22 protein-coding genes and 1 riboswitch are annotated in these 21,290 nt (G+C 71.4%); of the genes, 6 read left to right on the top strand and 16 right to left on the bottom strand.

Annotated features, from left to right (window positions below; all coding sequences use genetic code 11):
- Positions 1 to 143: 143 nt before the first annotated feature.
- Genes NUH29_RS08280 through NUH29_RS08260 form a run of 5 tightly spaced genes read right to left on the bottom strand, consistent with a single transcriptional unit; the run spans position 144 to position 5,158 of the window.
- Entirely contained in the window at positions 144 to 1,730 is a 1,587-nt protein-coding gene (locus tag NUH29_RS08280; RefSeq protein WP_258798597.1) for a long-chain-fatty-acid--CoA ligase, read from the bottom strand.
- 10 nt (positions 1,731 to 1,740) lie between these two features.
- Positions 1,741 to 2,988 (bottom strand): acyl-CoA dehydrogenase family protein, encoded by a 1,248-nt coding sequence (locus NUH29_RS08275; protein ID WP_258798596.1) that lies wholly within the window; start codon positions 2,986 to 2,988, stop codon positions 1,741 to 1,743.
- A complete protein-coding gene (locus NUH29_RS08270; RefSeq protein ID WP_258798595.1) occupies positions 2,988 to 4,049 on the bottom strand; it encodes a phosphotransferase family protein in 1,062 nt (353 codons plus the stop codon). Before NUH29_RS08270 ends, NUH29_RS08275 begins: the two co-directional genes overlap by 1 nt.
- 31 nt (positions 4,050 to 4,080) lie before the next feature.
- The gene (locus tag NUH29_RS08265) at positions 4,081 to 4,503 is read right to left on the bottom strand and encodes an acyl-CoA thioesterase (RefSeq protein WP_258798594.1); all 423 of its coding nucleotides are present in this window, start codon (positions 4,501 to 4,503) and stop codon (positions 4,081 to 4,083) included.
- Positions 4,504 to 4,516: 13 nt separating this feature from the next.
- Positions 4,517 to 5,158: a QsdR family transcriptional regulator gene (locus NUH29_RS08260; RefSeq protein ID WP_258798592.1), complete on the bottom strand. Its 642-nt coding sequence runs from the start codon at positions 5,156 to 5,158 to the stop codon at positions 4,517 to 4,519.
- Positions 5,159 to 5,278: 120 nt separating this feature from the next.
- Between NUH29_RS08260 and NUH29_RS08255 the strand changes: the two genes are divergently transcribed.
- From NUH29_RS08255 to NUH29_RS08230, 6 genes are all read left to right on the top strand, one after another.
- A complete protein-coding gene (locus NUH29_RS08255; RefSeq protein ID WP_258798591.1) occupies positions 5,279 to 6,475 on the top strand; it encodes an acyl-CoA dehydrogenase family protein in 1,197 nt (398 codons plus the stop codon).
- A gap of 35 nt (positions 6,476 to 6,510) precedes the next feature.
- Positions 6,511 to 7,734 carry an acetyl-CoA C-acetyltransferase gene (locus tag NUH29_RS08250; protein ID WP_258798590.1) on the top strand — a complete coding sequence of 408 codons (1,224 nt, stop codon included), beginning with the start codon at positions 6,511 to 6,513 and terminating at the stop codon, positions 7,732 to 7,734.
- A 1-nt stretch (position 7,735) separates the two neighbouring features.
- Positions 7,736 to 8,836, top strand: coding sequence for an alcohol dehydrogenase catalytic domain-containing protein (locus tag NUH29_RS08245; protein WP_258798589.1), 1,101 nt, complete (start codon positions 7,736 to 7,738; stop codon positions 8,834 to 8,836).
- A 22-nt stretch (positions 8,837 to 8,858) separates the two neighbouring features.
- Positions 8,859 to 9,611 carry an SDR family oxidoreductase gene (locus NUH29_RS08240; RefSeq protein ID WP_258798588.1) on the top strand — a complete coding sequence of 251 codons (753 nt, stop codon included), beginning with the start codon at positions 8,859 to 8,861 and terminating at the stop codon, positions 9,609 to 9,611.
- A complete protein-coding gene (locus tag NUH29_RS08235; protein WP_258798587.1) occupies positions 9,608 to 10,072 on the top strand; it encodes a MaoC family dehydratase in 465 nt (154 codons plus the stop codon). The genes NUH29_RS08240 and NUH29_RS08235 overlap by 4 nt, the downstream gene beginning before the upstream one ends.
- Positions 10,073 to 10,134: 62 nt before the next feature.
- Positions 10,135 to 10,662: a nitroreductase/quinone reductase family protein gene (locus tag NUH29_RS08230; protein ID WP_258798586.1), complete on the top strand. Its 528-nt coding sequence runs from the start codon at positions 10,135 to 10,137 to the stop codon at positions 10,660 to 10,662.
- Here the strand turns inward: NUH29_RS08230 and ribH are convergent.
- The 11 genes from ribH to sdhA all read right to left on the bottom strand — a co-directional run bounded on the left by ribH (position 10,659) and on the right by sdhA (position 21,280).
- The gene (gene ribH / locus NUH29_RS08225) at positions 10,659 to 11,141 is read right to left on the bottom strand and encodes a 6,7-dimethyl-8-ribityllumazine synthase (RefSeq protein WP_258798585.1); all 483 of its coding nucleotides are present in this window, start codon (positions 11,139 to 11,141) and stop codon (positions 10,659 to 10,661) included. The two genes, NUH29_RS08230 and ribH, sit on opposite strands and share 4 nt — an antisense overlap.
- Positions 11,138 to 12,418, bottom strand: coding sequence for a 3,4-dihydroxy-2-butanone-4-phosphate synthase (gene ribB / locus NUH29_RS08220; protein ID WP_258798584.1), 1,281 nt, complete (start codon positions 12,416 to 12,418; stop codon positions 11,138 to 11,140). The genes ribH and ribB overlap by 4 nt, the downstream gene beginning before the upstream one ends.
- A complete protein-coding gene (locus NUH29_RS08215; RefSeq protein ID WP_258798583.1) occupies positions 12,415 to 13,029 on the bottom strand; it encodes a riboflavin synthase in 615 nt (204 codons plus the stop codon). The genes ribB and NUH29_RS08215 overlap by 4 nt, the downstream gene beginning before the upstream one ends.
- A 1-nt stretch (position 13,030) precedes the next feature.
- Positions 13,031 to 14,050 (bottom strand): bifunctional diaminohydroxyphosphoribosylaminopyrimidine deaminase/5-amino-6-(5-phosphoribosylamino)uracil reductase RibD, encoded by a 1,020-nt coding sequence (gene ribD / locus NUH29_RS08210; protein WP_258798582.1) that lies wholly within the window; start codon positions 14,048 to 14,050, stop codon positions 13,031 to 13,033.
- 79 nt (positions 14,051 to 14,129) lie between these two features.
- A riboswitch (FMN riboswitch) is annotated at positions 14,130 to 14,257 on the bottom strand.
- A 136-nt stretch (positions 14,258 to 14,393) separates the two neighbouring features.
- Positions 14,394 to 15,113: an HAD family hydrolase gene (locus NUH29_RS08205; RefSeq protein WP_258798581.1), complete on the bottom strand. Its 720-nt coding sequence runs from the start codon at positions 15,111 to 15,113 to the stop codon at positions 14,394 to 14,396.
- Positions 15,110 to 15,670: a GNAT family N-acetyltransferase gene (locus tag NUH29_RS08200; protein WP_258798579.1), complete on the bottom strand. Its 561-nt coding sequence runs from the start codon at positions 15,668 to 15,670 to the stop codon at positions 15,110 to 15,112. The genes NUH29_RS08205 and NUH29_RS08200 overlap by 4 nt, the downstream gene beginning before the upstream one ends.
- On the bottom strand, positions 15,670 to 16,674 hold the full coding sequence (gene trpS / locus NUH29_RS08195; protein WP_258798578.1) for a tryptophan--tRNA ligase: 1,005 nt from the start codon (positions 16,672 to 16,674) through the stop codon (positions 15,670 to 15,672). The genes NUH29_RS08200 and trpS overlap by 1 nt, the downstream gene beginning before the upstream one ends.
- 64 nt (positions 16,675 to 16,738) lie before the next feature.
- Positions 16,739 to 17,572 (bottom strand): exodeoxyribonuclease III, encoded by an 834-nt coding sequence (locus NUH29_RS08190; protein WP_258798577.1) that lies wholly within the window; start codon positions 17,570 to 17,572, stop codon positions 16,739 to 16,741.
- A gap of 30 nt (positions 17,573 to 17,602) precedes the next feature.
- Positions 17,603 to 18,643 (bottom strand): YihY/virulence factor BrkB family protein, encoded by a 1,041-nt coding sequence (locus NUH29_RS08185; protein ID WP_258798576.1) that lies wholly within the window; start codon positions 18,641 to 18,643, stop codon positions 17,603 to 17,605.
- A 46-nt stretch (positions 18,644 to 18,689) separates the two neighbouring features.
- Complete coding sequence (locus NUH29_RS08180; RefSeq protein ID WP_258798575.1) at positions 18,690 to 19,472, bottom strand: succinate dehydrogenase iron-sulfur subunit; 783 nt, start codon at positions 19,470 to 19,472, stop codon at positions 18,690 to 18,692.
- A complete protein-coding gene (sdhA, locus tag NUH29_RS08175) occupies positions 19,472 to 21,280 on the bottom strand; it encodes a succinate dehydrogenase flavoprotein subunit (protein ID WP_258798574.1) in 1,809 nt (602 codons plus the stop codon). The genes NUH29_RS08180 and sdhA overlap by 1 nt, the downstream gene beginning before the upstream one ends.
- Between the last annotated feature and the right edge of the window lie 10 nt (positions 21,281 to 21,290).

The raw sequence follows: 21,290 nt of genomic DNA, 5'->3' as shown, positions 1-21,290 counted from the left end.
CGCGCAGAGTCACCGAGTGCGAGCGAAGGAGGGGTGGGAATCCGCTCTTCCGACGCTGGCATCGGGACTGGCGGGAGCGCGCCGCCGTCCGGCGGCACGCGGGGGCATGCGTCGGAAGAGCGGATTCCCACCCCTCCGAGGCGCTAGCTCCGGTGGGCAGGCTGATACTGAGCGACGAGTTCGCGCTTCAGCACCTTGCCCGACGGCCCGAGCGGCAGTTCGGCGACGAGGTGCACGACGCGGGGGAACTTGTAGGCGGCGATCCGCTCGCGTACGTGGGCGATGAGCTCGTCGGCGTCGACGGTGTCGTCGTGGGGGATGACGGCGGCGTGGATCTCCTGGCCGTGGGTGTCGTCGGCGACCCCGAACACGGCGGCGTTGACGACGCCGGGGTGGCGCAGCAGCACCTGCTCGACTTCGTTCGGGTACACGTTGTAGCCGTTGCGGACGATCATGTCCTTCTTGCGGTCGACGATGGTGATGTAGTCGTCGTCGTCTTTGGTGCCGAGGTCGCCGGTGCGGAACCAGCCGTCGGTCATGGTGTCGGCGGTGGCTTCGGGGCGGCCGAGGTATCCCGCGAACAGGTTGTAGCCGCGCACGACGATCTCGCCGAGCTCCCCGTGCGGCAGCAGCACAACGGCGTCGTCGTTCTCGGGGTCGGCGATCTCGACGTCGACGCCCCAGTTCGGTTGGCCGACGGTGCCGGGGCGCGGGGGGCGGCCGACGTAGTTGAAGGAGACGGTGGGGCTGGTCTCGGTGAGGCCGTAGCCTTCGTGGATGGGGGCCCCGAACACCTCCTGGAAGCGCTCGAGCACGGCGACCGGCAGGGCGGCGCCGCCGGAGACGGCGAAGTTCAGCGGGGGGCGCGCATCCGTCTGCTCGGCCGCCTGCAGCATCCCGATGTACATGGTGGGCACGGCGGTGAACACGGTGGCGCCGTAGCTCGCCATCAGCTCGAGCGCTTCGACGGCGTCGAACTTGGGCAGCAGGATGATGGAACCGCCGCGTCGGAAGGTGACGTTGAGCACGGCCATCTGCCCGAAGATGTGGAACAGCGGCAGTCCGCCGAAGACGACGTCGTCGGCCGTCATGGGGAAGGTGTCGAGCAGGGCGACGTTCACCTGCTCGACCATGTTGAGGTGGGTGCCGATGGCGCCCTTCGGGGTGCCGGTGGTGCCGCTCGTGTAGAGGATGGTTGCCGGGTCGAGGGGCGACGTCGACGCGTAGCGCTCGATCGGGTCGGCGGCGGCGGCTTCGGCTTCGAGGCGCGGGATGCCCTTCTCGGCGGCGATCGCCTCGGGCAGGAGCACGGTGGTGAGCGGCACGCCGGCGCGCGCGGCCGCGACGGCGGCCTCCTCGAGGACCGGGGCTGCGACGACGGCGAGCTTCGCGCCGGAGTCGCGCAGCACGAATTCGATCTCGTCGGCTTTGAACAGCAGGTGCACGGGCACCACGACGGCGCCGAGCGACAGCACGGCGTAGTAGACGCGCACGAAGTCGGGCACGTTGGGGATGACGACGGCGACTCGGTCGCCGGGTCCGATGCCCCGGTCGCGGAGCGCCCCCGCGTAGGCGCGCGCCTGGTCCCAGAGTGCGCCGTACGGGATGGTGTGGCCCATGAAGTGCAGCGCGGGGCGTTCGGGTTGACGGTGGGCCGTCTCGGCGAGGATCGCGGCGATCGACATCGTCGCGAAGCCGGGGCCGTCGTAGAGGCGGTCGGGTGCGGTCATGGCGAACCTCTCAGGGTCGGGCCGTCTCCGTCGACGGCGTCGTGCGGGATGCGGTGGTGGGGGTGCGGAGGAGGGCGCGGCCGAGGGATTCGAGGTGCACCTCGTCGGGCCCGTCGGCGATGCGCAGGGTGCGGATGCCGGCGGAGAATTCGGCGAGCGGGAAGTCGGAGGAGACTCCCGCCGCGCCGAAGAGCTGGATGACGTCGTCGACGATGCGGCCGACGGCCTGCGGCACGGCGATCTTGATCGCCTGGATCTCGGTGCGGGCAGCCCTGTTGCCGACGGTGTCCATGAGCCATGCGGTCTTGAGCACGAGCAGCCGCAGGGCTTCGAGTTCGGTGCGCGCGGCGGCGATGCGGTGCCGCACGACCCCGTGCTCGGCGAGCGGCCGGCCGAATGCGACGCGCTCGTGGGCGCGGGTGCCGGCGAGCGAGAGGGCGCGCTCGGCCATCCCGAGGGCGCGCATGCAGTGGTGGATGCGACCGGGTCCGAGTCGAGCCTGCGCGATCGCGAATCCCTCGCCGGCGCCGCCGAGCAGGTTCGCCACGGGCACGCGGACGGCGTCGAACACGATCTCGGCGTGTCCACCGTGGTCGCGGTCGTCGTAGCCGAACACGGTCAGGGGGCGCGCGATCTCGACCCCGGGGGCGTCGCGCGGCACGAGCACCATCGACTGGCGGCGGTGCGGCTCCGCATCCGGGTCGGTGACGCCCATGACGATCAGCAGCTCGGCTGCGGGATTCATGGCGCCTGTCGACCACCACTTGCGCCCGGTGATGACGAGTTCGTCGCCGTCGCGCTCGATGCGGGTGGCGATGTTGGTGGCGTCGGAGGAGGCGACGTCGGGTTCGGTCATGCAGAACGCCGAGCGGATCCGCGCGTCGAGGAGCGGGTCGAGCCAGCGTTCGCGCTGCTCGGGGGTGCCGAAGGCGTGGAGGAGTTCCATGTTGCCGGTGTCGGGGGCGGCGCAGTTCATGGCGACGGGCGCGAGCCGCGGACTCCATCCGGAGAGTTCGGCGATCGGCGCGTAGTCGAGGTTCGACAGTCCGCCGTCGTGCCCAGGCAGGAAGAGGTTCCAGAGGCCGCGGGCCCGCGCTTCGGCGCGCAGCTCGCCGACGACGGGCCGGAAGCTCCACACCCCGGGGGTCGCCTCGAGCTGCTCGTCGAGCGCCGGTTCGGCGGGGATCACCACCTCGTCGAGGAAGGCGCGCATGCGCGCGGTGTAGTCGACGGCCCGGGGGCTGGGGGCGAAGTCCATCAGGACCGCACCCCTTCGAGGCGGCGGATCCCGGATGCGGCCAGCAGCGGCACGATCTCTCCTACTCTGTCGAAGCCCTCGCCCACGGTCTCGCCCTGGTCGTAGCGGAATTGGATGCCTTCGAGGATGATGGCCAGCTTCGCGGCCGCGAAGCCGAGGTACCAGCCGAGTTCGGGCACGCGGATGTCGCGGCACTGCGCGTAGGCGTCGAGCAGTTCCTCGAAGGCGGGGTAGCCGGCGGCGTGGTCGACGGAGGTGCGGCCCACGGCGGCCTCGCCCACCACCTCGCCCAGGTCCCAGTACAGGCCGAGCAGACCCAGATCGGTGAGCGAGTCGCCGAGCGTCGCCATCTCCCAGTCGAGCACCGCCGCGATCCGCGGCCCGCCCGGTCCGCGCTGCACGAGTGCGTTGTCGAGGCGGTAGTCGCCGTGCACGATCGAGCTCCAGCGCGTCTCGGGCAGCCCGGCCCCGAGCAGCTCGAGCAGGCGGTCGAGGTCGGGGAGCTCGCGGAATCGGTTGCCCTCGTACTGGGTGGCCCAGCGCCGCAGCTGGCGGGCGAGGAATCCTTCCGCCCGGCCGAAGTCGCCGAGCCCGACGCTCTCGGGGTCGACCGCGTGCAGTCGTGCAAGCGTCCGCACGAGGGCGATGCTCACCTCGTGCAGCTCGTGCGCGGCCCACCGGGCGTTCTTCGCGGTCGAGTCGAGGATCTCGCCGTCGATGTATTCCATGAGGTAGAACTCGGCGCCCACACCGGCGTCGCCGTGGGGGTCGGGCGCGAGCAGGTACGGCTGCGGCACGGGGACGCGGGTGCCGTGCAGGGCGCTCTGCACGCGGAACTCACGGCCCATGTCGTGCGCGGTGGAGAGCACGTGGCCGAGCGGGGGGCGGCGCAGCACGAGGGGTCGCGCGGCTCCGTCGATGCGGTACGTCAGGTTGCTGAGGCCGCCGGTGAGCAGGGTGGCCCGGAGGGGTCCGGCTCCGTGCAGTCCGGGTTCGCGGAGAGCGAGCCAGTCGCCGAAGGCGCGGATGTCGATACCCGCGGGGGAGACGCCGTCGTCCATGCCGAAACCGTAGCATACCGGCTGGTCGGTTTTAAGTCTCGGTGACGACCAATTCGTTCTCGATCGCCGCGCGCAGCGCATCCGGGATCGGCGTCGGGCGCCGGTCGTCGCGATCGACGAAGACATGCACGAAGGTGCCGGCCGCGAGCAGTTCGCCGTCCGCCTCGCGGAAGATGCCGGTCTCCCAGGTGACGCTCGTGCGGCCCACGCGCCCGGCGCGCACGCCGACCCGCAGCACCTCCGGGAAGCTGCCCGAGGCGCGGTAGTCGCACGAGGACGCGACGATGACGCCGATCACCTCGCCGCGCTCGGGGTCGAACCCGCCGCGGGCGATCATCCAGCTGTTCACGGCGGTGTCCATGGCGGCGTAGTAGACGACGTTGTTGACGTGGCCGTAGACGTCGTTGTCGTTCCAGCGGGTCGGGAACGGGTGGTACCAGCCGTAGTCGCTCACGGTGCTCCTCGGGTCACGCGCCCAGCACGAGGGCGAACGCCGCCCGCGCGCGCTCGGCGCTCGGTTCCTCGCCGGCGATCAGGTCGGCGTAGGAGAAGGTCTCGGAGATGCGCACGATGAGGTAGGCGAGGTCGTGGCGCGGCAGGGCGGGGCGACCGGCCTCGGGGGCGTGCGTCGCGAGCAGCTCCTCGACCGCGACGACGTAGCGCCGCTGGATCTCGGCATCCCCGGTGGTCATGAGTCGGAGGGATCGCTGCGGCTCGCGTGCGAGGAAGTCGCGGAAGTACGGGGCCGTGACGAGCCCGTCGACGAACCTTCCCAGGATGTCGACGACGCGTGCCGGGCCGGCTCCCGTGGATGCCGCCTCCGCGTGGTCGAGGCTCGCCTCGGCGAGCGACCAGAGCACCTCGGCGAGCAGCGCGTCACGGTTGCCCACCCAGCGGAACAGCGAGGTGCGGTCGACGCCCAGCTCGGCCGCGAGCGGCCCCATCTCGATGCGCTCGCCCGCGATGAAGGCCCGGCGCGCCAGCTGGAAGGCCCGCTCCGCGTCGCGATGCGGCGGCGTGCCGCGCAGCCGGGCCGAGAGTGCACTCGGCACCTGCAGCGTGGCGCGGGTTCCGACGCCGACCGTGGCGACCGGGGGGCTCTCGGGCATGCCCCGAATGCTATCCGGAATCCGCCTGCTTGCAACATCTGGAGAAATGTTGCATAGTCGTCACCGCCACCGGTCCGACCCCCGCGACCGGAGTCCGTACCGACCGCGATGGAGCGAGTGATGACGACAGCGACCCTCGAGAACGCCCTCCTCGACGTGGACTTCTACCACGTGCAGGAGCTGCTCTCCGACGTCGAGCAGGAGCGCGCCGTGCGCATCCGCGACTTCCTCGAGCGCGAGGTGACGCCGATCATCGAGGACCACTGGGAGCGCGCCGAGTTCCCCCACCGGATCACGCCCGGCTTCCCCGAGCTGGGCGTCTACGGCCCGCTGTGGGAGGAGTCGCGGCTGTGGGAGAACACGGCGCTCTACCGGGGCTGGGTCGCCCTGGAATTCGGACGCAACGACGCCTCCGTCGCGACCTTCGTGGGGGTGCACTCCGGGCTCGCCATGAACGCGATCGGCATGTGCGGCGACGCCGCGCAGCGCGCCGAGTGGTTGCCGAAGATGGCGCGCGGCGAGCTGATCGGCGCCTTCGGGCTCACCGAGCCGCTGCACGGCTCCGACACCGCACGCGGCCTCGAGACCACCGCCCGCCGCGAGGGCGACGAGTGGGTGCTCAACGGCGCCAAGCGCTGGATCGGCAATGCGACGTTCGCGGATGTCGTGGTGATCTGGGCGCGCGACGTCGCCGATGACCAGGTCAAGGGGTTCATCGTCGAGACGGCCACCGCGCCCGGCTTCACCGCGACGAAGATCGAGCGCAAGCAGAGCCTGCGGGTCGTGCAGAACGCCGACATCACGCTCGTCGACGTGCGCGTGCCCGAGGAGCGCCGCCTGCAGCTCGGCAACGGCTTCCGCGACACCGCCCGCGTGCTCGCCCTGACCCGCGCCGAGGTCGCCTGGCAGGCGGTCGGCAACGCCGTCGGCGCCTACGAGGCGGCGGTGCGCTACGTCGTGGAGCGCGAGCAGTTCGGGCGCAAGCTCGGCTCGTTCCAGCTCATCCAGGATCTGCTGTCGAAGTCGCTCGGCAACATCACGGCGTCGATCGCGATGTGCGCGCGCCTCAGCCAGATGATGGACGAGGGCCGCCCGTACGACCAGCAGGCCGCCCTCGCGAAGGCCTTCGTGACGGCGAGCGGCCGGCAGGTGGTCGCCTGGTGCCGCGAGGCGCTCGGCGGCAACGGCATCCAGCTCGACCAGGGCGTGGCACGCCGCTTCGCCGACGCGGAGGCGCTCTACACCTACGAGGGCACCTACCAGATGAACAACCTCATCGTCGGGCGCTCGATCACCGGCCTGAGCGCCTTCGTCTGAGCCCGGAACCGCATCCGCCTCGAAGGAGAGACACCATGCCCGACGCCGTCATCGTCGCCGCCGCCCGAACCCCCATCGGCCGAGCATTCAAGGGCTCGCTGCGCGAGGTGCGCCCCGACGACCTCGCCGCCTTCGCCGTGCAGACCGCACTCGACCAGGTGCCCGAACTCGACCCGAACACCGTCGAGGACCTGCTGCTCGGCTGCGGTCTCCCCGGAGGACAGCAGGGCATGAACATGGCGCGCATCGTCGCGGTGCTGCTCGGTCTCGACTCCGTGCCGGGCGCGACCGTCACCCGCTACTGCTCGTCGAGCCTGCAGACCACGCGGATGGCACTCCACGCGATCAAGGCGGGCGAGGCCGACGTGATCATCTCGGCGGGGGTCGAGTCGGTCTCCAGCTCGATCCACGGCAACAGCGACTACGTCACCGGTCAGGACTTCGAGAACCCGCGGTTCGCCGACGCGAAGGCGCGCACCGCCGCGCGTGCCGCCTCGGGTGATGCGTGGCGCGATCCGCGCGAGGACGGCCGGCTGCCCGACCCCTACATCGCCATGGGGCAGACCGCCGAGAACGCGGCGGGGCTGTACGGCGTGACGCGGGAGGAGCAGGACGAGTTCGCCTGCCTCAGTCAGAACCGGGCCGAGAAGGCGATCGTCGAGGGCTTCTTCGCTCGCGAGATCACGCCCTACACGCTCGCCGACGGCACGGTCGTGTCGGCCGACGACGGGCCCCGCGCGGGCGTCACGATGGAGGCCCTCGCCGGGCTGCAGCCGGTGTTCCGCGAGAACGGCACCGTGACGGCGGGCAACGCCTGTCCGCTCAACGACGGCGCGGCCGCGCTCGTCGTGATGAGCGACACCAAGGCGAAGCAGCTCGGGCTCACCCCGCTCGCGCGCATCCTCTCCACCGGCGTCACGGGGCTCAGCCCCGAGGTCATGGGCCTCGGCCCCGTCGAGGCGAGCCGTCAGGCGCTCGCCCGCGCCGGTCTCACGGTCGCCGACATGGACCTCGTCGAGATCAACGAGGCGTTCGCCGCCCAGGTGATCCCGTCGGCCCGCGAGCTCGGCATCGGCTGGGACAAGCTCAACGTGCACGGCGGCGCGATCGCCGTCGGCCACCCGTTCGGCATGACCGGTGCACGCATCACGACGACGCTGCTCAACGGCCTGCACACCACCGGCGGTACCCTCGGCCTCGAGACGATGTGCGTCGGCGGGGGTCAGGGCATGGCCATGGTGATCGAGCGGCTCAGCTGACATGCGGATCCGGGGCGCGGTGCTGGAGCGGACGGGCGATCCCCGTCCGTACGCCGCGTCGCGCCCGCTCGCGGTGCGGGAGCTCGAGCTCGACCCGCCGGCATCCGGCGAGCTGCTGGTGCGCATCGAGGTGGCGGGCGTCTGCCACTCCGACCTGAGCGTCGTCGACGGCAACCGCCCGAGGCCGTTGCCGATGCTGCTCGGCCACGAGGCGGCCGGCATCGTCGAGGCCGCAGGGCCGGGCGTCGACGACGTGGCGGTCGGCGACCGCGTCGTCATGACTTTCCTGCCGCGCTGCGGCGACTGCGCCGGCTGCGCCTCCGACGGGCGGATGCCGTGCGAGCGGGGCTCGGCCGCGAACGGCGCGGGTGAGCTGCTCGAGGGCGGTCGCCGATTGCATGCCGACGGTGGCGAGGTCTTCCACCACCTCGGCGTCTCCGCCTTCGCCGACCACGCCGTCGTCTCGCGGCGCTCGGTCGTCCCGGTACCCCACGACGTCCCCGCCGATGTCGCCGCGCTTCTCGGCTGCGCGGTGCTCACCGGCGGGGGCGCCGTGTTGAACGCCGCCCGCCCGGCCGACGGCGACACCGTCATGGTCGTGGGCCTCGGCGGCGTCGGGATGGCGGCGCTGCTCGTGGCCCGCGCCCTCGGGCATCCGGTGATCGCCGTCGACGCCCGCGCCGACAAGCTCGAGGCGGCGGCGGCGCTCGGTGCGCTGCAGACCGTGCTCGCCTCGGACCTCGAGAGCTCCGGCCTGCGCGCCCCCGTCGTGATCGAGGCGGCCGGGCATCCGCGCGCCTTCGAAACCGCCTTCGCCGCGACCGCTCCCGGCGGAACCACCGTGACCGTCGGCCTGCCGGCTCCGGATGCGCGGTCGAGCATCTCGCCGCTGGCCCTCACGGCGGAGGCCCGCACCGTCGTCGGCAGTTATCTCGGCACCTCGGTGCCGGAGCGCGACATCCCCCGCTATGTGGAGCTGTGGCGGGCCGGCCTGCTGCCCGTCGAGCAGCTGGTCAGCGACCGCATCCGCCTCGACGACGTCGCCGCCGCGATGGACACGCTGGCCGACGGCGCCGCGCTGCGCCAGCTGATCGTCTTCTGACCCCACCCATCGAGAGGAACCCATGACCGAGAGAACCGCCATCGTGACGGGCGCGGCCCGCGGCATCGGAGCCGCCGTGGCCGCGCGCCTCGCCGCCGACGGGTACGCCGTCGCCGTCGTCGACCTGGACGAGGGCTCCACCTCCGCGACCGTCGAGGCGATCCGCGCCGCAGATGGTCGCGCCGTCGGCATCGGAGCGGACGTCGCCGACGAGCAGCAGGTGGCCGCCGCCGTGCAGCGCACCGTCGACGAGCTCGGCGCGCCCACGATCCTCGTCAACAACGCCGGCATCCTGCGCGACAACCTGCTCTTCAAGATGAGCGTCGACGACTGGGATGCCGTGCTGAACGTGCACCTGCGGGGTGCGTTCCTCATGTCCCGGGCGGTGCAGACCCATCAGGTCGCCGCCGAGTGGGGGCGCATCGTCAACCTCTCGTCCACCTCGGCGCTCGGCAACCGCGGGCAGGCGAACTACGCCGCCGCGAAGGCGGGGATGCAGGGCTTCACCAAGACCCTCGCGATCGAGCTGGGCCGCTACAACGTGACCGCCAACGCCATCGCGCCGGGGTTCATCGAGACCGAGATGACGGCCGCCACCGCACGGCGGGTCGGCCTCGAGCCCGAGGAGTTCTTCGCACTCGCGGCGAAGGAGATCCCCGTCGGCCGCACGGGTACCCCGGCCGACATCGCCGCCGCCGCATCGTTCTTCTGCTCGGAGGAGGCGGGATTCGTCTCGGGACAGGTGCTCTACGTCGCGGGGGGACCTCGCGCATGACGACGTCGTTCGCACATCCCGACGAACTGCTCGAGGCGGTCGGTGCCGATCTCGGCGCGGGGGAGTGGATCACGATCGACCAGGCGCGCATCCGGATGTTCGCCGAGGCGACGGGGGACCACCAATGGATCCACGTCGATCCCGAACGTGCCGCGGCCGGGCCGTTCGGCACCACGATCGCGCACGGCTACCTCACGCTGTCGCTGCTGCCGGCGCTCGCCGAGGGGCTGCTCGAGGTCGGTCGGCTCGCGATGGCGGTGAACTACGGGCTCGAGCGGGTGCGCTTCCTGCAGCCGGTGCCGGCGGGCGCCCGGGTGCGGGCGTCCGCGGTGATCACCGGTGCAGAGCGCACGCCGCTCGGCGTGCGCCTCGCCCAGCGCGTGACCGTCGCGATCGAGGGCTCCGAGAAGCCCGCGCTGGTCGCGGACACGCTGGCGGTGTTCGCCGCGCTCCCGGCCTGACCCGTCGGGAGCGAGGTTCGTCACCCTGATAAAATATTGAACACCCTGGTAGTGTGGGGAATATGCAGAACCCGACGACCGGCGACGCGCGCGCCGCCGACGAGACCCCCACGACCTTCCCGCCGCTTCCGGCCGGCACCTACGGCAGCAAGCAGCCGACCAACAGGGGGATCGAGGGCCTCATCACGCGGTACCTCGTGCGACAGGCCCGCAAGCCCCGCAAGCCCGGCGCGCGGAACGGCGCATCCGTCCTCGCGCTCACCACGATCGGCGCGAAGTCCGGTCTCGAGCGGACCAGCCCGGTCGGCTATGGACCGCACGAGGGCGGATGGCTCATCACCGCGAGTGCGGCCGGCGCCAAGAACCACCCCGCCTGGTACTACAACCTCGCCGCGCACCCGGAACGGGCCGTCATCGAGATCGGCGGCGAGCGCATCCCGGTCGCGGCCCGCCAGCTCGCCCCGGACGAGGCCGACGTGACCTTCGCGGCCCTCCTCGAGACGATGCACCCCGTCGCCCGACGCACCCTGCTCGGCTACCGGAAGGCCACCGACCGGCGGATCCCCCTGATCCACCTCACACGCCGCTAGGGCGTCCGACTCCGCAGGCGGGCGAGCACCCGAGCGGTCGCGAGCACAGCCTCGGCGGCCTCGCGGCCCTTGTCCTCCTTCGACCCGGGCAAGCCGGCGCGGTCGATCCCCTGCTGCTCGTCGTCGAGGGTCAGCACGCCGAAGCCCACCGGCTTGCCGGTGTCGAGGGCGACACGGGTGAGCCCGTCGGTGGCGGCGTTCGAGACGAAGTCGAAGTGCGGCGTGCCGCCGCGGATGATCACGCCGAGCGCCACCACCCCGTCGGCACCGGCATCCAGAGCCGCCTTCGCGACCACCGGCAGCTCGAAGCTGCCGGGCACCCGGATGACCTCGATCTCGGCACCGGAGGCCTCGAGCGTGCGCAGCGCGCCCGCGAGCAGACCCTCGGTGATGCGCTCGTGCCACGTTCCGGCGACGACCGCGATCCGCAGACCGCCGCCGTCGACGTCGAGTTCCGTGGGGCGACCCTCGCCGCTCATTCGTCGACTCCCTTCGCGGTCAGCTGACCGATGAGCTCCTGGTGGGTGGGCAGTGCGTGACCCATGCGGTCGCGCTTCGCGTCGAGGTAGCCCTCGTTGTACTCGCCGACGCCCACGACGAGCGGCACCAGCTGCTCGACCTCGACGCCCCGCTCGTCGAGCTGGCGCGCCTTCTCCGGGTTGTTGGTGAGCAGGCGCACCCGGTGGATGCCGAGATCCTTCAGGATCGCGACGGCGGCTCCGTAGTCGCGGGCGTCCGCGGGCAGACCGAGCGCGAGGTTGGCGTCGAGCGTGTCGAAGCCGTCCTCCTGCAGCCGGTAGGCGCGCAGCTTGTTGATGAGGCCGATCCCTCGCCCCTCCTGACCGCGCAGGTAGACCACCACGCCGCCCTCCGCCTGGATGGTGGCGAGCGCCGCATCCAGCTGGGGGCCGCACTCGCACTTGAGCGACCCGAACGCCTCGCCCGTCAGGCACTCGGAGTGCACGCGCACCAGTGCGCCGTCACGGGGTTCACCGGCGATCCACGCGACGTGGTCGGCGCCCGTCGAGCGGTCGCGATACGCCCGCACCCGGAAGGTGCCGTGCGCCGTCGGCACGTGGGTCTCGACCTCGAAGCTGACCCGCTGCCACTCGGGCACCGTCACCTCGGCCTTCGGGTCGGCCTCGCAACGGCGCTCCTCCATGAACCGGATGAGCGCCTCGATCGTGATGACCGGCACGTTCTCACGCTCGCCCAGGCGGATGAGGTTCGGCAGGCGCATCATCTCGCCGTCCTCGTCGACGATCTCGACGATCGCGGCGACGGGGGTGAGCCCGGCGAGCTTCATCAGGTCGACCGAGGCCTCGGTGTGCCCGTCGCGGGCGCGCACGCCGCCGTCGACGGCGCGCAGCGGCAGGATGTGGCCGGGGCGGGTCACGCTCTCGGGGGTCGACGCCGGGTCGGCGAGCACCCGCAGGGTGTGGGCGCGGTCGGATGCCGAGATGCCCGTCGAGAGCCGGTCGGCCGCGTCGACCGACACCGTGTAGGCGGTGCCGCGCGGGTCCTGGTTGCTCGCGACCATCGGCGGCAGGTCGAGGCGGTCGGCGATCTCGTTGGTCATCGGCGCGCAGATGAAGCCGGAGGAGTGCTTGACCGCCCAGGCGATCCACTCCTGACTGGCGGTCTCGGCGGCGAGCACCACGTCGCCCTCGTTCTCGCGGCCCTCGTCGTCGGCGACGATCACGGGTCGACCCTCGCGCAGCGCCTGCAGGGCGCCGGGGATGTCGCTGAGGCTCATCGTGCACTTCCCATCCGGAGCATCCGCTCCACGTGTCGGGCCAGGATGTCGGTCTCGAGGTTCACCCGGTCGCCCGGGCGGAGCGCGCCGAGGGTGGTCGCCTCGAGGGTCTCGGGGATGAGCGACACCTCGAACCACTGCTCGGTCTCCGCGGCCTCGGCCACGGCGCTCACGGTGAGCGACGTGCCGTCGATCGCGATCGAGCCCTTGCGGGTCACGAGCGGTGCGAGCTCGGGCGCGAGGGCGAAGCGCACGACCCTCCACGCCGATCCGTCCTCCACGCTCAGCACGGTCGCGGTGCCGTCGACGTGCCCCTGGACGATGTGCCCGCCGAGGCGGTCGCCGACGGCCGCGGCGCGCTCCAGGTTCACGCGGTCGCCCGCACGGCGCTCGCCGAGGGTGGTGACGTCGATCGAGATGCCCATGACGTCGGCCGTGAACCAGTCGTCGCCCTGGTCGACCACCGTCAGGCAGACGCCCGAGACCGAGATCGAGTCTCCGTGCGAGGCATCCGAGACGGCGAGCGGGGCGCGCACGGTGATGCGGGCGGCATCCGCCGTCGGTTCCCAGGCGAGCACGGTGCCGAGCTCCTCGATGATGCCGGTGAACATGTCAGTGTCCCTTCGCAGGTCGTGCCATCACGAGCAGGTCGTCTCCGAGCTGCTCGATGCTCGTGATCGCGAGGCGGCGCGCCTCGGCGATGGTCGTGATGCCGAGGTCGCCCACGGCGAGCCGGGCGCCGCCGAGCAGCGCCGGTGCGAGGTAGACCGCGTACTCGTCGGCGAAGCCCGCGGCGATCACGGCGGATGCGAGCGTGGGGCCGCCCTCGACGTAGACCCGTCGGATGCCGCGGGCGTCGAGTGCGGCGAGCACCGCCGCGAGGTCGCGGGTGCCGGTCTCGTAGAGCCCGGCGGGGTGGCGGCGCAGGGCGGCATCCGCCGGCACCGCGGTCTCGCCGACCACGACGGGCAGCGGCTGGTGCGGCAGCAGCTCGCCGCCGTCGCCCCGAGCGGTGAGCGACGGGTCGTCGGCGAGCACGGTGCCGGTGCCGACGAGGATCGCGTCGGATGCGGCCCGCTGCTCGTGCACCCGCTGCCGCGCGGCCGTGCCGGTGATCCACTGGCTCGTGCCGTCGGCGGCCGCGGCGCGCCCGTCGAGGGTCGACGCCCATTTGACGGTCACCCAGGGGCGGCGGCGGGCCACGGCGGTCAGCCACGGATGCAGGGACGCGCGCACCTCGTCGGCGAGCACACCGGGCACCACCTCGACGCCCGCCGAGCGCAGGCGCTGCGCGCCGCCGGCGGACTCGTGGCCGGGGTCCGACACGGCGTAGACCACGCGCGCCACGCCCGCGGCGATGAGGGCTTCGCTGCACGGTCCGGTGCGTCCGGTGTGGTTGCAGGGCTCGAGCGAGACGACGGCGGTGAGGCCGTGCGCGTCGGCGAGGTGCGACAGCGCGTCGACCTCGGCGTGCGGGGTGCCGGCGCCCCGGTGCCAGCCCTCGGCGACGATCGCGCCCGAGTCGTCCAGCAGCACGCAGCCGACCTGCGGGTTGCCTCCCGTGACGGGGCCACGGGCGGCGAGTTCGAGGGCGCGGCGCATGGCGGCGTCGAACGAGACGGTCTCGGCCATGGCATCCCTTCCGGTTCCGGTCCGGGGATGCGCGACACGAGTCGGCGCCCGTCGGCGATCGTCAGAGACGCCCGCCGACGCGTGCTTCCTCTCATCCGGACTCTGACCGTCGGTCCCGGAATTCCACCGGATCGGCCCCGTTCCTCGCGGAACGGGGTTCGCGGACTATCACCGCCGGTGCGGAATTCCACCGCCCCCGGAGCACGTGCTACTGCTTTCGGAGTCTACAACGCACGCGTCGCCGAGACATTCCCGCGTCATCCGACCTCACCGCCTCCCGTCCGAGCTCGAGGCGTCAGTTGGTGTCGCCTGCCGGAGGCGCGACGCGACACGAAGCGACGCCTCAGACGAGGATCGACGGCAGCTGGGTGAGCGAGCGGATGACGGGAACGCCCTCCGCGGCGGCCTCCGCGAGCTGCTCCACGGTCGCAGTGCCGCGGCGATCGATCCACACGCCCAGCAGGCCGGCACGCGCCGCACCGATGGCATCCGTGTGCAGGCGGTCGCCCACGTAGCAGGCCTCCGGCGGCGTCACGCCGAGCCGCTCCGCGGCGAGGGCGAAGATGCGGGCGTCGGGCTTCGCGACGCCCACCTCGCCGCTCGCCACCAGCGCATCCAGCGGGATGTGCCGCGCGAGCCCGACGCCCTGCACCTTCGAGGTCTGGAACGCGAGATCGCCGTTGGTGATGATGCCCAGCCGACGCGGGCCGAGCGTGTCGAGGCACGGCACCGCGTCGTCGTGCAGGCGCCAGCCGGTCTCGTAGTGCACCCGGTACGACTCGAACCAGGCCTCCGCGGCCTCGTCGTCGAGCTCGATCCCGTACGGCGCGACGAAGGCGCGGGCGCGGGCGCGGCGCTGACCCAGGTAGTCGAGTTCACCCGCGAGATAGCGGTGGTAGTGCTCCTCCTCGAGGGCGTTCCACCGGGCGAACTCCGCGGCCGGCTCCGCCTCGGCCAGCGCCCCGCCGAGCTCCGCGCGGTGCGCGTGGATGCCGGCCTCGACCGACTCGCGATGGGCGAACAGGGTGTCGTCGAGGTCGAACAGCACGGCGCGGATGCTCACAGCGGCCACCCCGCGTGCACCCCGCCGTCGTCGTCGCGCAGGCGGTATCCGTGCCAGCCCATCGGGCGGGTGCCGTCGCGGAAGTCGATCTCGACCGGCCGTTCGCCGTCGTAGCGGAAGCCGGCGGCGCGGGCGACCCGTGCCGACGCGACGTTGCCCACCACCGCCTCCCAGCCGACGCGGTCGAGCTCGGGGGTGCGCGCGAAGACCCAGTCGACGACGGCCCGCAGCGCCTCGGTCATGTAGCCGCGGCCGCGGTACGGCGCCCCGAGCCAGTAGCCGACGTCGCCCCGCGGGGGACGCCAGGAGATGTCGCCCAGCGGCGGCCCGTCGGCGCTCTCGCGGATCGCCCAGCTGAGCGCGTCACCCGACGCCCACCCCGCCGGCACCATCGTGCCGATGTAGTGGACGGAATCCGCGCGGGTGTACGGCCAGGGGAGCGAGGCGAGCATGGTCGCCATCACGGGCTCCTGCAGCAGTGCGGTCGCGTGGTCGACGTCGTCGAGCCGCGCGGGTGAGAGCACCAACCGCTCGGTGCGCAGCACGACGGGTTCCATCAGAGCTTTGGCAGGAAGCCGATCCGGTCGTAGGCGCGGGCGAGCGTCGCCTCGGCGATCTCGTTCGCGCGGTCGGCGTTGACGGCGAGCACCCGGTCCAGCTCGGCCGGGTCGGCCAGCAGCTCGAGCGCGCGCTCGCGCACCGGTCCGAACTCGGCGACCACGGCATCCGCCACCGCACCCTTCAGGTCGCCGTAGCCGCGGCCGGCGAACTCGTGCTCGAGCGTCTCGATCGAGGTGCCGCCGAGCACCGACAGCAGCGTCAGCAGGTTCGAGACGCCCGGCTTGCCCTCGGGGTCGAAGTGCACCGAGCCGTCGTTGTCGGTGACCGCCGACTTGATCTTCTTCACGAGCCGGTTCGGCTCGTCGAGCAACCACAGGATGCCGTTCTCGGCCTCGCCCGACTTCGACATCTTCGCGGTCGGGTTCTGCAGGTCGTAGATCTTGGCGGTCTCCTTGAGGATCGAGACCTCGGGCACAACGAACGTCTCGCCGAAGCGCGTGTTGAAGCGCTGGGCGAGGTCGCGGGTCAGCTCGATGTGCTGGCGCTGGTCCTCGCCGACGGGCACGATCTCGGCGTCGTAGAGCAGCACGTCGGCCGCCTGCAGGATCGGGTAGGTGAAGAGGCCCACGGATGCCGCATCCGCTCCGTGCTTCGCCGCCTTGTCCTTGAACTGGGTCATGCGGCTCGCCTCGCCCATGCCCGTGATGGTGTTGAGCACCCAGGCGAGCTGCGCGTGCGCGGGCACGTGCGACTGCACGTAGAGCGTCGAGGCCGAGGGGTCGATGCCGGCCGCGATGTACTGCGCGGCGGTGCGTCGCGTCTTCTCGCGCAGGGTCGCCGGATCCTGCGGCACGGTGATCGCGTGCAGGTCGACGACGCAGAAGACGGCGTCGTAGTCCTGCTGCAGGCTCTTCCACTGCAGCAGGGCGCCGATGTAGTTGCCGGCGTGCAGGGAGTCGGCGGAGGGCTGCATGCCCGAGAACAGGCGGGGCTTGGTCATCACGGGGTCTCTCTGTGCGGGTTTCGACACGCCTGCTTCGCAGGCTACTCAACCTGCGGTCTTGTCAGACCGCATAGTCGACGACGACGGGAGCGTGGTCGGACCATCGCTCGTCGTACGCCTTCGCCCGGTCGACCGTGTAGTCGACCACGGTGGCCGCGAGCTCGGGTGTGGCCAGGTGGTAGTCGATGCGCCATCCGGTGTCGGTGTCGAAGGCCTGACCGCGCTGCGACCACCACGTGTACGGGCCGGGCACCTCGCCGGCCCAGCGGCGACCCACGTCGACCCAGCCGAACCCGGCGCCCGCGTTGTAGCCGCCCTCGCCTTCGGCCCCCAGGAACCGGTCGAAGTAGGCCCGCTCCTCGGGCAGGAAGCCGGCGCGCTTCACGTTGCCCTTCCAGTTCTTGATGTCGAGCGTGCGGTGACCCACGTTCAGGTCGCCGACGACGAGCGCGAGCGGGTTGTGGGCCGCGAGCTTCGGCAGGTGCTCGGCCATCGCGTCGAGGAAGCGGTACTTCTCCACCTGCTTGGGGGTGTCGGCCTCGCCCGAGTTCACGTAGCAGGACACGACCGTCACGATCGTGCCGTCGATGTCGTAGTCGGCCTCGAGCCAGCGCCCCGCCGAGTCGAAGTCGTCGGGACCGAAGGTCACGCGGTGGATCTCGGCCTTGCGGCGGCTCGCGAGCGCGACCCCCGCGCGACCCTTGGCGGTCGCCGGGTCGTGCAGCACGTCCCACTCGTCGCCGAGCAGCGCGGTCAGATCGTCGGTCTCGGCACGCACCTCCTGCAGCGCCAGGATGTCGACGCCGCGTGGTGCGAGCCACTCGCCCATGCCCTTGCGGAAGGCGGCGCGCACGCCGTTGACGTTGACCGAGGCGATGCGGAGGGGGCGCGACACGCTCTCCACCTTAGCCAGCACCGCGGACGCTCACCTCCGGCCGAACAGCCGCTTCCAGAAGCCAGGCCTCTCGGCGGCGAGCTCGGCCCGGAGCTCCTGCTTGAGCTTCTCGCGTTCGGCCTCCGCCTCGGCCGCCGCCTCCGCGGCGAGTCGCTCGTCGAGCGGCACCCCGGCGTCCTTCATCGACACGAACACCCAGCACGCGGCGATCAGGATCACCTGGCAGATCAGGGTGAACCAGATGAGCAGTCCGATGATCACGGCGAATCCGGCGAGCAGCGGGTTGTTCGTCGCGCCGCCGAGCAGGGCGGTGCCGAGCACCTTGAGCACGCCGAGAGCCGCGGCGCCGAGCAGGGCTCCCTGCGCGAGGAAGCGCAGGGGGATGTGCACACCGGCGAGCACCCGGTAGAGCGCCCCGAGCACCACGGTGTCGAGCGCGAACATGAGGGCGATCGACAGGATGCGCGCGGTGACGGTGGTCGAGGTGGAGTCGCGGATGCCGAGCCAGGCGAGCACGCCGTCGAGCGCCTCCGACGACAGCACCGACAGTCCCGCGGAGATCAGCAGGAGCGCGCCGAAGCCGAGCGCGAGCCCCAGGTCCTTGAGCTTGAGCAGCAGGAAGTTGGTGCGCGGGCCGGGCAGGTCGCCGAGCACCCGGATGGCGTCGCGCGCCGACGCGAGCCATCCGAGGGCCGTGAAGAACAGGCCGACGAGGGCGATCGCGCCCGTCCAGCCGAGCACGGTCGTGTTGACGAGGTCGGCCGGGTCGATCGCCCCGGTGCCGTCACCGGTGTCGATGAGGCCGGGCACGGCGTTCCCGATGAGGTCGAGCAGGGCCTGCTGCAGCCCGATGTTGCCGGCGAGCACGAGACCGAACACCGAGAACGCCACCCAGATCGCGGCGAAGACGGCGAAGATCGCCTGGTTGGAGAGCCCGGCGGCCAGCAGCGGCCCGCGATGCGCGCCGTAGTCGAGGAACACCCGCACGGGGCGCAGCCCCATCACCCAGGCGACCACCCGCTGCACCCACGCGATGAGGGCGGGCGGCTGCTTCGCATCCGTGTCGACCATCACTCCACGCTATCGAGGTGCGCGGATCCCACGGAGGGGCTTGACGTTACTTCTTGGGGATGTCGGGCTTGCCGCGCAGCACCGCGGCCTTCACCTCGGCGATCGCCTTCGTGACCTCGATGCCGCGGGGGCAGGCCTCCGAGCAGTTGAAGGTCGTGCGGCAGCGCCACACGCCCTCCTTGTCGTTGAGGATGTCGAGGCGCACGTTCGCCGCCTCGTCGCGCGAGTCGAAGATGAAGCGGTGCGCGTTGACGATGGCGGCGGGGCCGAAGTACTGTCCGTCGGTCCAGAACACCGGGCAGCTCGAGGTGCACGCGGCGCAGAGGATGCACTTGGTCGTGTCGTCGAAGCGCTCGCGCTGCGCGACCGACTGGATGCGCTCCTTGTCGGGCTTGGACGACGCGATGAGGAAGGGCTGGATCTCGCGGTAGGACGCGAAGAACGGGTCCATGTCGACGATCAGGTCCTTCTCGAGCGGCAGCCCCTTGATGGCCTCGACGTAGATCGGCTTCGAGATGTCGAGGTCCTTGATGAGGGTCTTGCAGGCGAGACGGTTGCGGCCGTTGATGCGCATCGCGTCCGAGCCGCAGATGCCGTGGGCGCACGAACGGCGGAAGGTCAGCGAGCCGTCCTGCTCCCACTTGATCTTGTGCAGCGCGTCGAGCACGCGGTCGGTCGCGTAGAGCTCGACGTCGAAGTCCTGCCAGTACGGCTCCGCGTCCTTCTCCGGGTCGTAGCGACGGATGTTGAGGGTCACCGTGAAGGCCTGGATCGGAGCCTCGGCCTTCGCCGTGTTGTCGACCGCCTCGAGCGTGGCAGCGCCCGCCATCAGTACTTCCTCTCCATCGGTTGGTAGTTCGTGATCACGACCGGCTTCCAGTCGAGCGAGATGTGGTCGGCCGCGTCGGCCGAGTGCGGATCGCCCGTCAGGTACGCCATCGTGTGCTTCATGTAGGTCTCGTCGTCGCGCTTCGGGTAGTCGTCGCGCATGTGGCCGCCGCGGCTCTCCTTGCGGTTCTTCGCCGAGTACACGACGACCTCCGCGAGGTCGAGCAGGAAGCCGAGCTCGATCGCCTCGAGCAGGTCGGTGTTGTACCGGTGGCCCTTGTCCTGGATCGAGACCTTCTTGTACCGCTCGCGCAGCTCGTGGATGGTCTCGGTGACCTTCGCGAGCGACTCGTCGGTGCGGAACACCTGGGCGTTGCGGTCCATCTCGTCCTGCAGCTCCTTGCGGAGCGCGGCGATCCGCTCGGTGCCCGACGCGTCGCGCAGGCCCTCGACGAGCTCGCGCACGGCCTTCGCCGGGTCGGCGGGCAGCGGGGTGAAGTCGACGGTGCTGGCGTAGTCGACGGCGTTGTTGCCTGCGCGCTTGCCGAACACGTTGATGTCGAGCAGCGAGTTGGTGCCGAGCCGGTTCGATCCGTGCACCGAGACGCACGCGCACTCGCCTGCCGCGTAGAGACCGGGCACGACGGTGTCGTTGTCGCGCAGCACCTCGGCCTTGACGTTGGTCGGGATGCCGCCCATGGCGTAGTGCGCGGTCGGCATCACAGGCACCGGCTCCACCACGGGGTCGACGCCGAGGTATGTGCGGGCGAACTCGGTGATGTCGGGCAGCTTCGTCTCGAGCACCTCGGCGCCGAGGTGGGTGCAGTCGAGCAGCACGTAGTCCTTGTGCGGTCCGGCGCCGCGCCCCTCCGCGACCTCCTGCACCATGCAGCGCGAGACGATGTCGCGCGGTGCGAGGTCCTTGATGGTGGGGGCGTAGCGCTCCATGAAGCGCTCGCCGGAGGCGTTGCGCAGGATCGCCCCCTCGCCGCGGGCGCCCTCGGTGAGCAGGATGCCGAGGCCGGCGAGGCCGGTCGGATGGAACTGGAAGAACTCCATGTCCTCGAGCGGCAGGCCCTTGCGCCAGATGATTCCGACGCCGTCGCCCGTGAGGGTGTGGGCGTTGGAGGTGGTCTTGTAGATCTTGCCGAAGCCGCCCGTGGCGAACACGATCGACTTGCCCTGGAACACGTGCAGCTCGCCCGTGGCGAGCTCGTAGGCCACGACGCCGGAGGGCTGCGGCACCCCGTCGACCTCGGTCATCACGAGGTCGAGCGCGTAGTACTCGTTGAAGAAGTTGACGCCGAGCTTCACGCAGTTCTGGAACAGCGTCTGCAGGATCATGTGGCCGGTGCGGTCGGCGGCGTAGCAGGCGCGGCGCACCGGCGCCTTGCCGTGGTCGCGGGTGTGGCCGCCGAAGCGACGCTGGTCGATGCGTCCCTCGGGGGTGCGGTTGAAGGGCAGGCCCATGTTCTCGAGGTCGAGGACGGCGTCGATCGCCTCCTTCGCGAGGATCTCGGCAGCGTCCTGGTCGACGAGGTAGTCGCCGCCCTTGACGGTGTCGAAGGTGTGCCACTCCCAGGAGTCCTCTTCGACGTTCGCGAGGGCGGCGGCCATGCCGCCCTGCGCCGCACCGGTGTGCGAGCGGGTCGGGTAGAGCTTCGTGATGACGGCGGTGTTGGCGCGAGGAGCGGCCTCGATGGCCGCGCGCATCCCTGCACCTCCCGCCCCGACGATGACGACGTCGTGGCGGTGGTAGTGGACGCCGTCGATGACGTCCCCGTCTTCGAACTCGAGGTAGTCGCTCACGTTCTCTCTC

The organism is Protaetiibacter mangrovi (assembly GCF_024752305.1).
In the GTDB taxonomy this organism is placed as follows: Bacteria; Actinomycetota; Actinomycetes; order Actinomycetales; family Microbacteriaceae; genus Homoserinibacter; species Homoserinibacter mangrovi.
Note: the sequence above shows the minus strand (reverse complement) of the source record. Positions and strands in the feature narration are given on the sequence as shown.

Bases quoted from the DNA above. Each gene is read 5' to 3' on its own strand.
- NUH29_RS08280 (WP_258798597.1), bottom strand. From the start codon at position 1,730: ATGACCGCACCCGACCGCCTCTACGACGGCCCCGGCTTCGCGACGATG.
- NUH29_RS08275 (WP_258798596.1), bottom strand. From the start codon at position 2,988: ATGGACTTCGCCCCCAGCCCCCGGGCCGTCGACTACACCGCGCGCATG.
- NUH29_RS08270 (WP_258798595.1), bottom strand. From the start codon at position 4,049: ATGGACGACGGCGTCTCCCCCGCGGGTATCGACATCCGCGCCTTCGGC.
- NUH29_RS08260 (WP_258798592.1), bottom strand. From the start codon at position 5,158: ATGCCCGAGAGCCCCCCGGTCGCCACGGTCGGCGTCGGAACCCGCGCC.
- NUH29_RS08255 (WP_258798591.1), top strand. From the start codon at position 5,279: ATGACGACAGCGACCCTCGAGAACGCCCTCCTCGACGTGGACTTCTAC.
- NUH29_RS08250 (WP_258798590.1), top strand. From the start codon at position 6,511: ATGCCCGACGCCGTCATCGTCGCCGCCGCCCGAACCCCCATCGGCCGA.
- NUH29_RS08245 (WP_258798589.1), top strand. From the start codon at position 7,736: ATGCGGATCCGGGGCGCGGTGCTGGAGCGGACGGGCGATCCCCGTCCG.
- NUH29_RS08240 (WP_258798588.1), top strand. From the start codon at position 8,859: ATGACCGAGAGAACCGCCATCGTGACGGGCGCGGCCCGCGGCATCGGA.
- NUH29_RS08235 (WP_258798587.1), top strand. From the start codon at position 9,608: ATGACGACGTCGTTCGCACATCCCGACGAACTGCTCGAGGCGGTCGGT.
- NUH29_RS08230 (WP_258798586.1), top strand. From the start codon at position 10,135: ATGCAGAACCCGACGACCGGCGACGCGCGCGCCGCCGACGAGACCCCC.
- ribH (WP_258798585.1), bottom strand. From the start codon at position 11,141: ATGAGCGGCGAGGGTCGCCCCACGGAACTCGACGTCGACGGCGGCGGT.
- ribB (WP_258798584.1), bottom strand. From the start codon at position 12,418: ATGAGCCTCAGCGACATCCCCGGCGCCCTGCAGGCGCTGCGCGAGGGT.
- NUH29_RS08215 (WP_258798583.1), bottom strand. From the start codon at position 13,029: ATGTTCACCGGCATCATCGAGGAGCTCGGCACCGTGCTCGCCTGGGAA.
- ribD (WP_258798582.1), bottom strand. From the start codon at position 14,050: ATGGCCGAGACCGTCTCGTTCGACGCCGCCATGCGCCGCGCCCTCGAA.
- NUH29_RS08200 (WP_258798579.1), bottom strand. From the start codon at position 15,670: ATGGAACCCGTCGTGCTGCGCACCGAGCGGTTGGTGCTCTCACCCGCG.
- trpS (WP_258798578.1), bottom strand. From the start codon at position 16,674: ATGACCAAGCCCCGCCTGTTCTCGGGCATGCAGCCCTCCGCCGACTCC.
- NUH29_RS08185 (WP_258798576.1), bottom strand. From the start codon at position 18,643: ATGGTCGACACGGATGCGAAGCAGCCGCCCGCCCTCATCGCGTGGGTG.
- NUH29_RS08180 (WP_258798575.1), bottom strand. From the start codon at position 19,472: ATGGCGGGCGCTGCCACGCTCGAGGCGGTCGACAACACGGCGAAGGCC.